This window comes from Nitrososphaerales archaeon, from assembly GCA_025058425.1.
Classification (GTDB): Archaea; Thermoproteota; Nitrososphaeria; order Nitrososphaerales; family JANXEG01; genus JANXEG01.
Window position 1 is genome coordinate 1 of record JANXEG010000045.1, and the last position, 9,570, is coordinate 9,570.

7 protein-coding genes are annotated in these 9,570 nt (G+C 42.5%); 4 read left to right on the plus strand and 3 right to left on the minus strand.

From position 1 onward, the window contains the following. The 4 genes from NZ896_05305 to NZ896_05320 all read left to right on the plus strand — a co-directional run. A partial coding sequence (locus tag NZ896_05305) for a hypothetical protein (protein ID MCS7116873.1) occupies window positions 1–1,543 on the plus strand: 1,543 nt, incomplete at its 5' end. A gap of 1 nt (window position 1,544) precedes the next feature. Further along, window positions 1,545–2,840, plus strand: a complete 1,296-nt coding sequence (locus tag NZ896_05310) for a hypothetical protein (GenBank protein ID MCS7116874.1) — start codon at window positions 1,545–1,547, stop codon at window positions 2,838–2,840. 602 nt (window positions 2,841–3,442) lie between these two features. Continuing rightward, complete coding sequence (locus NZ896_05315; protein ID MCS7116875.1) at window positions 3,443–4,408, plus strand: hypothetical protein; 966 nt, start codon at window positions 3,443–3,445, stop codon at window positions 4,406–4,408. Window positions 4,409–4,411: 3 nt separating this feature from the next. After that, window positions 4,412–7,123, plus strand: a complete 2,712-nt coding sequence (locus NZ896_05320; GenBank protein ID MCS7116876.1) for a hypothetical protein — start codon at window positions 4,412–4,414, stop codon at window positions 7,121–7,123. Window positions 7,124–7,178: 55 nt separating this feature from the next. Here NZ896_05320 and NZ896_05325 read toward each other — a convergent pair whose 3' ends face one another. From NZ896_05325 to NZ896_05335, 3 genes are all read right to left on the minus strand, one after another. Beyond that, window positions 7,179–7,619 carry an ACT domain-containing protein gene (locus tag NZ896_05325; protein MCS7116877.1) on the minus strand — a complete coding sequence of 147 codons (441 nt, stop codon included), beginning with the start codon at window positions 7,617–7,619 and terminating at the stop codon, window positions 7,179–7,181. A 195-nt stretch (window positions 7,620–7,814) separates the two neighbouring features. Continuing rightward, complete coding sequence (locus tag NZ896_05330; protein ID MCS7116878.1) at window positions 7,815–9,200, minus strand: TrpB-like pyridoxal phosphate-dependent enzyme; 1,386 nt, start codon at window positions 9,198–9,200, stop codon at window positions 7,815–7,817. Between the two features lie 81 nt (window positions 9,201–9,281). After that, a partial coding sequence (locus NZ896_05335; protein MCS7116879.1) for a pyridoxamine 5'-phosphate oxidase family protein occupies window positions 9,282–9,570 on the minus strand: 289 nt, incomplete at its 5' end.

Sequence of the window (9,570 nt, forward strand, 5' to 3'; positions counted from 1 at the left end):
AGGTTGGATAATCTCATTAGAAAAGAAGGGGTTTGAGTTAAGAAGGTTAAATCGCATCTTAACTTTCTTATCAAGCCTTATAGGTTGTATCGTATTTGCTGCATCGTTCATAGCTCTATCGAGTGCATTGGGTTACGTTAGTGGTCTTCAAGAAGCCATAGGGCCATACCTTGTCGTATCTTCCTTCGGCTCCGGGTTCGCGAATATAGTAAAGTTACAGATGAATAAAAGGCAATTCATGCTCAACCTTAAGATGAGGGTTGGAGAGGAGGCTGAGAAGGTTTTAAAGAGGCTTGAAGACCTTCAGATGAAGGTTGAGAGGGTGAAAGCGGTCTTTAGGGATATCATGATCGAGGATATTTCATCATCGATAAGTGAGATGATGAACTCCCTGAACTTTACATTAAGTACATTGGATGTGATGAAGATTACAGATCTTCAAGGGCGGTTAAAAGAGATCGAGGAGTACGAACGGACGATCGATTCGATGCACAACCATCTGATCAAAAGGGCTCAGGATCGCTACGTAAGGGATTATACAAAGTTTAAAGAGGTCTTCATCAAGGCGTCAAGTCTTAATATCCCACAACCGATCGAAATTGTAAGCATCGATCAGAAGAGCATTGGGGAGTGGGACCTTGATAAGATCATCGAGGCCCAAAGAAGATTGTACGAAGATGCCAAAGTGAATTTGAGTACTGTAGGAATGGTCTGTAATGAAGTTTATAATGCGATTCAGCAGAATATCGATCCCGATTTTATTCTTCCGAATGTGGAGATTGCGAGGCGGTTTATAGAGCAGGGAGATTTAGAGAAGGGGGCTGAGATAGTGATTGAGAGTCTCGAGTACATGGATGGTAAGTTTGGTAAGAGAATTAGAATCTTTGCCCAATCGATTCGAGGATGGCTCAATTCTATAAAGGAGCTACTCAAGATGTACGTAGAGCCGAAGGTAAGGTTGTATCCGATGGTAAATTTAGAGGCTGAAATGAAGCTCTTACAAGAATTGGAGCTATTGATAAGTGAGATTAAGGATGAAGTAACGATCGTCGAAGTCGTTAACCTTACCAATACACAGCAGAGGATCGTTAAATTCGTTGTGGAGCTTATAAGGACGATCGATCGTACTCTAAGAAATCTTGAGAATGAAATCGATACAAGATTGCCACGGGGATTCGATTGGGGCAAGGATGATCAGATTCACAATCTTGTCGATTCGATCGTGTATGAGATTGAGAATTCTCAAATTAGACTTAGTGAAGCATCGTTCGATCTATTAAATAAAGTTTACAAAGTTTTAAATATCGAAGTGATTTTGCTCGATCGGTACTTATTAGAATTTGAGCTCATTTTAAACTATCCCAACGTCGATTCGTTGATCTCTGTAAAGTTAAAGAGTAAAGGCATAGTGCGTGTAAATGAATTGCCATTCAACTTCCCCGAACATTACATGAAGCTCTATTCAACATTCCACAAAGATACCGTATTTGATGGTATCGATAAAAGCCTATCCCTTATAAAAGCACGTAAGGAGGGTGCTTAAGTTGTCCCTTTCTAACGAAGTCGAGAAGGTCGTTTTATGTCCAGATGGCCATCAAAACCCTCACTATGCGAATTACTGTGTTGTATGTGGTAAAAGGATTGAAATAATAAGCCAAATCACTAAGGAATCGAGGCAGATCGGCCCCATAGAGCCCGAATACTGTATCATCGGGTTAGGGAGCACGGGTATTAAAGTCCTTTCACATCTGTGGAAGCTCGTGCAACACCGTAGCGAACATTTATCACTCTTAGGGATGGATAGCGAGATGATCTCTGAAGAAATTTATGGAACCTTACCTTCTAAGGTTATGTATAGAATTGGTAAAAGGTCTCGAGGTACTGGACATTTATGGAAGGTTGGTGAAAGGCTCGCTTCTGAAGAACCATCGATCAAAGACCTCTTGATTCAAGCCAAGGCTGATAAAGCTGATGCGGTATTCTTCATCTGCTCTCTTGGTGGAGGGATGGGTAGTGGTGCTGCACCTTACATCCTCTCCATGCTGCCCGAATGGGGATTTAGAGGTGGGAGGTTTATCCTTGCGATCATGCCATACGATAACGAATCTGACCAACTGCACTTTAACGCTTACTGTGGCCTTTCACGATTGATAAAGTATAAGATGGGGTTTAATTCGGATCTTATCATACTTGTGAACAACACAAATTTAGATCATTACAAGACCGTGGATAGGTATGGTAAAGAGATCGTTGGTAACGATGTGTTGGCAGCGATGATCGATATGATCGTATCTGCTGGTGATGCTGGTGTATATAGACGCATCAACGTAGACGATCTTGTAACGTACGAGCGATCGATGAAGGTATTCCACTTCTCACCCTGTATTGCGTTGGGCCATAGTATGAGGATTTACAGTAGGCTTACGAATGTCCTTGAGAGTGCATTCGCACGGCCTTTGATGCCCCTCGATCCAGATTCGGCCATATTTACCTATCTATTCCTTCGAATATCGGAATCGTTAAAGGAGAGGATGAGTTATGAAGATTTGTTAAATGAGTTTGAAGGGTGGAGGCAGCGTAATCTACCATCATCGATCGTATCCTACTTTGGTCTATCTTATGTCAAGGATCACATGGATAAGATGGATGTACTGTTATTGGTGGGAGGCTATCTGTTGGAGCCTTTTATCAAGAGAAGTTATGAGGGGTATCAAAGGGTTAAAGGGGCATCGACCTTATCACCGGATGAGTTAAAGACCATCGAAGATGTATTCAAAGAATACACGTACAACCTGAATTCGATATATCAAAGGGCTAAAAGGGGGCCGAATCAGGATTGATGTAAAGAGAGAAAGATCATCAACAGATCTTTGCCAACTTTTAACAATATTCAGATGCATCGATTCCTCTGTATGAATTCTCTAAGTTATACATCCTAAGAAGGATTTATGTCGTGATTAAAGAACCGTTATTATGGCTTGCCCAGAATCGGCTATCTCATCGCGGAGAATGGCGTACTATTTACTTCTATGTTGAGAGGGTAATGCTTAGAAGGTTAGATACTGATTAGAATGGATCTGTAGGTCGAAGAGGCCTTTAACTACGCTAAACCAAAGTAGCTATACACATCGTAAACGGGTAACTACGGATAGATTCGTTCATGAATGGTTCGCTACTATTACCATTTGTTACTAATTTTACTAAATTAGTAAACTGCACGGTAAATACATGACGTAATTTAGGATTTAGGTTAGATAAGGCTATTCAGTGATATAATTAAAGATCAAAAATGTACTTTTAGCCCTTTACCCTTCGATGTTACCATCGATGAAGGTGGAAGATTTAGTATACCATTAAACCACCGATCAGATGACTTACTCATTAGATTTATAGAAGCGCTTAAAAGTGAAAAAAGCATGGTAAATGGTGAGGAGTCAAGGGAATGGGTAAAGGTTTCTTTAGGTTTATCCCTAAATCATTATTCTTAGCGTTATTTCTCCTACTAACTTCAACCTTGATTTTAACTTCAACATTACCTTCGACCTTAGCCCAGAGTTCTGGACCATACATCAGCGAGTGGAGGGTTGAGGATCCGAACCGTGTAGATATGACAAATAAGACTTTGATGGCCGGTGGTGTTTATACAGTATATTTCAAAGTTGTAATTCGAGCAGCCCCTCCCAGAGTCAACCTAAGTTTAGAAACGCCCTTGATGAAGGTTGGTGATGTATATTGGAGGTTGCATAACAACTACCCGGGTATCGATACAACCACGTGGCAACCGGGCCGCCCAACCCTTGTATTCAGAGCGGTCGAAGGAGTAGCAGATCTTTCTCTAGTTGGTAGGATACCTGAGAATTACACCGTTAGTAAGATCGCACCCAATTATGAGCTCCATTTTGAAAAGTCCTTCCCGATCGTCATTTTGCGATACGAGAAAGGGGGCGAATTGGATCGAAGAGAAGTAAAGGTGACGGATAAGGTCATCACCAAGTATGTAAGTTTGGTGAAGGAGAAGTCTGAGCTCGTCAATACCACAGTTACAGATCCTCGATTCGCTTCACTCTACTCTTCTGTTGTAAGTTTGGCCAAGAGGTACAGTTCGATCGGAGAAGTGGATAGGGCCATTGAAATTCTGGAGCTTTTGCCAAGGAGAGAAGGTTTCCCTCCACCACGTGAGGATATGAGCATTTACCTCTATGGTATTGGAGGTTTAGGAGGTATTGTGATCATACTTGGCATACTCCTTATAAGGAGCCGCTCTCGTTCAGACTTCATTCTGAGAGAGGTCGATGAGCAGGTGAGGAAGTTGGATACATTATTGATTCGGCTCACACGGATCGATAAGAGCCTGGCTGGAGAAGTTAACAATATAAAAGAGAAATTACAAAAGATTGGGAGGGAATGATCGATGTCGGCAGAGATGAAGGATTATTCGATCCATCTGGTAGGGCTTGGAGGTACAGGGGCCAACATCATCGAAACCTTCTTAAAGATGCCAGAGATCTACGACCTTCTTAAAAGAAGTGGTGTGAAAGTCTCTTGCCTTGCGATCGATGTTGCAGACCACGATATTTATAGCCTTCAAAGTACCTTCGACCGATTCAAAGAAAGTTTAAAGGCCCACGGTATTGCAGGGGATAGGATACAGCTGATCGCCCGTTCGGTAAAGTTCCCTGCACCCGAAGTGATGTTCGAATTCATCGAGAATTATCCAAAGTTCCTTGAGCAGGAAAGAGCAAAAGTCCCATCGGATTACAAACCATGGCTCTCATCATCGATGGAGATACCCCCATTATCTGGTGGTGTAGGGAGGAGGAGGGCGTTATCTAAAGCGATCTATGGGCTCAATTACTACTATTTGAGACTGATCGATGGCTACCTTGAGCGGTTTAAAGAGGAAGTATCATCCTCAACCCTCACACCAATAATCTTCGTCGTATTCGGTATCGGTGGTGGGACCGGTAGTGGAATGGCCGTAGACTTTGTGAGGCATCTGAGGAGGAAGTTAGGGAGTGGTTTCCCGATCATCGGTCTTGGAATTTTACCATGTGTCGGTGACGATCCTCCTGCAAAGGGTTCATCAGCCTACGCATCGATGGTCGATCTAGAGCTACTGCTCAATCGAAGTAAGAATAATTTTGTAAAGAAGATGTTCGGGGCTGTTTACGAGAACCCATATACTGCCTTTATCATGATGCCACTCGGGCCAGCGTTCAGCAATACAGGAAGTCTGATCGATGCGAAGAGGATCATCGATGAAGCGATCGTGGATATCTTGACGAATTCGATAAGGTTCGATCTATCCGACCTTTTGAACAATATCGGAGCGAATCTAGACCATGGTGATAGATGGATACATACTATAACGACGCTCAAAATTTCATACCCCATCAACGAGCACATCTCATTGATAAAGTTGCAATTGAACCGTTTAGATAAATTGCGCATGATAAGGAAGGATAAGTTGGAGATTTATCGTGGAGATGCGAAGAGTGGCCTTGGAGGTTTGGAGAGGATCGTCGACCTTTGTTACAATGAGCTCGCTCAAGTCTATAAACAATGGCTCATAGAGCGAGGCCTATTTGAAGAGGGCCGTTTTGAGGAGATGATCAAAGAGTTCATCTATGAGGATAAGTCGATCGAAGCAAATTTCAGTATGCAGGTGAAAGGAATGGAAGACCAAATTAAGAGTTTGATGGAGGAGGTTACAAAGCCTATACAGGCCGTAGGTTTAGAAGCACGTGAAGGTACACCTGAAGCGAGGGTTCGCGGATTAGTTTCTGAGGTTATTGAACAGACCAAAGAGATTTCAAAGACACGTACTACGTATCATGAGTTTGCATCGAGAATCATCGATGATTTGAGAAGTAGTGTAGCAAGTACTCAAAGACTTACGGTGAAGCAAAAGTTATTATTGGAAGATTTGATAGATGTAGTAGCATTAGTAGATTCTTATCTGAAGATCTTTAAGAAGTTTATTGAAATAAAGAGTTTAGCAGATAGATTGTATAAAGAGATATCGAGATTAGAGAGGTCGGAGGCTCATGAAACTGCATTAAATATCATTCAAGGTTTACAAAATCCAGAGTTGGTGATCCTCTTCTCACTCATACCATCTCTTCTTCAACCACCTAAAATCGAGCTCAAGACGATCGACTCACACTTGAGTAATGTGAGGATGATGAGGAGGATCCTGAACGATCGATTGGAAAGGATAAAGATCCAGAGGGAGAGCATACTTACGAGAATTAAGAATTTGGAGAATGAAAAGGAGAAGCTTTTACAAGAGATGTCCAAATTAAAATTCAGTATAATTTCACTCGGTAAGAAGAAGTTTTTAGAGGAAAAGGTAAAGGATCTGAACCAACAACTTATCTCGTTAAAGGCTGAACTTGAGGATCGTGAAAGTGATCTAAATAGGATTCAATCGAAGCTTCAAGAGTATATGAATATAGAGAAGAGGTTAGAGGTAGATTCCGATTATAGGAAGTTGTTGAGCGAGGTATCTAATCTAGCGGATGAATATTATGAGAAGTTGAGCGAAATCTCCAAGGATCGTGGATACTACGATAGAGTGGGCGAAATTACTGAGGAGGAGAGGCTCAGGATTATGCAGAAGATTCTAAGTGAGGAAGAAGCATCCTTGACACGTGAGACGATACTTAATGAAATCATCGATAAGAGGCACCTTAAAGAATATCTGGTCGGCACATTGAGGATGTTAAGGTTACCGAGCGCGTTAGGTTTAACGAGTGAATTCCGGACCGAGTATATTTGGGTTACGGTCGTTGCACCGAGAGGGATCTGGGATCAGGATCTGGCTTCAGAGCTCAAGACCACACTCTCTGGTTACATTCTAGGTGATGCTTCTCGATGCATCACCATTAGAGAGATCGGCTCTAAGGATCCTTGGACGATTCGATTCTTGGTAATCGCATCGAAGGCGAGGATGGAGGAGCTAGATATATATAACGAGATGAAGAATTTATATGAGCGGGCGAGTCGCACAGATAGAGTCCTTGCACATTCATTCTTGTTGGAACAGGGCATCTTAGCATCGAGAGATATCGATAAAGTACCGATCGATGAGTTAAAGTTGCAAAAGGTTTCTAGCGTCTAAAGCCTCTAAAATGCAAAAATGTAGCATATAATCCGATAATCCGATAATCATCTTTTCATCTTCCTTTAAGAAGAGTCAAGCTCTTCACAACATCTAAAGATTTGATCTGATCGATGGCTTCAGGTGGTACTTTACCCTCGACTATGAGGGTTAATCGTGGCTCGGCTACGAGGTCTGGATCGTCGGCCAGAGCCTGCCTGATCACGACTCCATACTTTGCCAAAATTGATGTGACACCGGCGATGACACCCGGTCTGTGGGGGTCGGCAGCTATGACCAAAACACTCCAACCCAGCCTCTCTGCAATATTAACAAAACTTGCACCCACAGGTGTTATTCGTGTGAATATATCTCTCAAATAATCATCATTCATGATCTGATTCACGGTCTTTCGAATCACTCTTCTGTCCACATTGAGTGAGCGGGCTAATGCAACATCACCTACAGCGACATCACCTACATACAGCTTTAGATCATTACCAATCCTAATGCCCAACTCGATCATTTTTTTAGCAACAGCAGCCCTACTCTTTTGTCGATAGAATTTCTCCTCTATCTTTCTCCACATTCAAGTATAAATTAGTATGAATGAGTATATAAGTATACATTCAGTAACAAGAATCTGCTTTTATCTGCTTTTACGTCGCTCTCTGCACTATTATTTGCAATGTATTCTGGAATATATTTATTCTCAGTAGGGTAACTTATCGATCCAAGGATACAATTCCTTCAAGTAATTTATAGACTTCTCCACTTCATCCTTTGGAAAATCACAAGGCTGTAATTTGCCCTCCAAATACTCATTGTATGCATTCATATCGAAGTATCCATGGCCACATAGCAAGAAGAGTATCGTCTTCTCCTCCCCCTTCTCTTTACACTTTAAAGCTTCATCGATCACAGCCTTGATCGAATGGGCAGGTTCGGGCGCAGGCAGTATCCCTTCAGTCCTCGTGAATAACGAGGCTGCTTCGAAGACACTGACCTGATCATACGCAGTAGCCTTCACGTACCCTTTGTCAATCAATAGGCAGAGTGTCGGTGCTGCACCATGATACCTTAGACCACCAGCGTGTATGCGCGGAGGTATGAAGGTATGGCCCAATGTATACATCTTTAAAAGTGGTGTGAGGCGTGCCGTCTCACCATGATCGTACATGTAGATACCTTTCGTTAATGAAGGGCATGCGGTCGGTTCGACTGCTAAAAATTCGACATCTTTCGGTGCTTTCTTCGAAACCTTCTGCTCATAGAAAGGCCAGAAGAGCCCTGAGAAGCTACTCCCTCCTCCCACACAGCCCACTATCAAATCAGGATATTCATCGACCGATTCGAGCTGCTTTATCGCTTCCAGACCGATGATGGTCTGGTGCAAGAGGACGTGATTGAGTACACTCCCGATCGCATACTTTGTATCTTCATGTGTGACCGCATCCTCTATAGCCTCACTTATCGCGATACCTAAGCTACCGGGATTTTCCGGATCCTCCTTCAAGACATTTCTACCATAGTTCGTCTGATCACTCGGGCTTGGATATACATCAGCACCCCACAGTTGCATCAAGGTCTTTCTGAAGGGCTTTTGATAATAACTTACTTTAACCATGTATATTGTAGCCTTTAAATTAAATAGTGAGCAGGCATAAGCTAATGCAGAGCCCCACTGCCCAGCACCCGTCTCCGTAGTTAATCGCTTGATACCCTCCTTCATATTGTAGTACGCTTGGGCTACCGCTGTATTCGGCTTGTGGCTACCTGGTGGGCTGACACCTTCATACTTATAGTAGATCTTCGCTGGAGTCTTTAGTGCATCTTCTAACCGTTTAGCGCGGAACATGGGTGTGGGCCTCCAGATTCTGTAAATAGTTAGAACTTCTTGAGGGATGCCGATCCAACGTTCTTGACTTACCTCTTGCTTAACAATCTCCTTTGGGAATATGGCTTCAAGATCTTTTGGTTTAACGGGCTCACGTGTTTGAGGATTTATTGGGGGTGGTAATGGTGATGGCAGATCGGGGACTATATTGTACCATTTATCGGGCATCTCATCCTCCGAAAGGTTGATCTTCCTATACATAATTATCAAGACTAAGGTGTGCTATAATGAACTATTTAAGTCTTTTGTGCACAAAATTATGCACAAATGTAAGAAGTGATGTTAGAAGTTACTGTTCTTCCTTACGATCTTCTTCCCACTTATTCGCTTTGGAGTGATTAAGACGATCCTTACCGATCTTAATTCCTTCTCCACATCCCGACCTGGTCTGCTCATGTAATCCTTGAATGGTGTCGGTACTCGATACTTATCTATGAGCTTCTGTAAGTATGGGATCATCATTTCCCTATCCTCTATAATCTCTGCATAGCCCATGACGATTACACTCTTGGCCAAAGATGCATCCGATATCGCTTCATCGACTTCGAAGCAGACATTCGGATTCTTTCTA

Excerpts from the sequence above, each read along its gene's own strand:
- NZ896_05315 (MCS7116875.1), top strand. The coding sequence starts at position 3,443 with ATGGGTAAAGGTTTCTTTAGGTTTATCCCTAAATCATTATTCTTAGCG.
- NZ896_05320 (MCS7116876.1), top strand. The coding sequence starts at position 4,412 with ATGTCGGCAGAGATGAAGGATTATTCGATCCATCTGGTAGGGCTTGGA.
- NZ896_05330 (MCS7116878.1), bottom strand. The coding sequence starts at position 9,200 with ATGTATAGGAAGATCAACCTTTCGGAGGATGAGATGCCCGATAAATGG.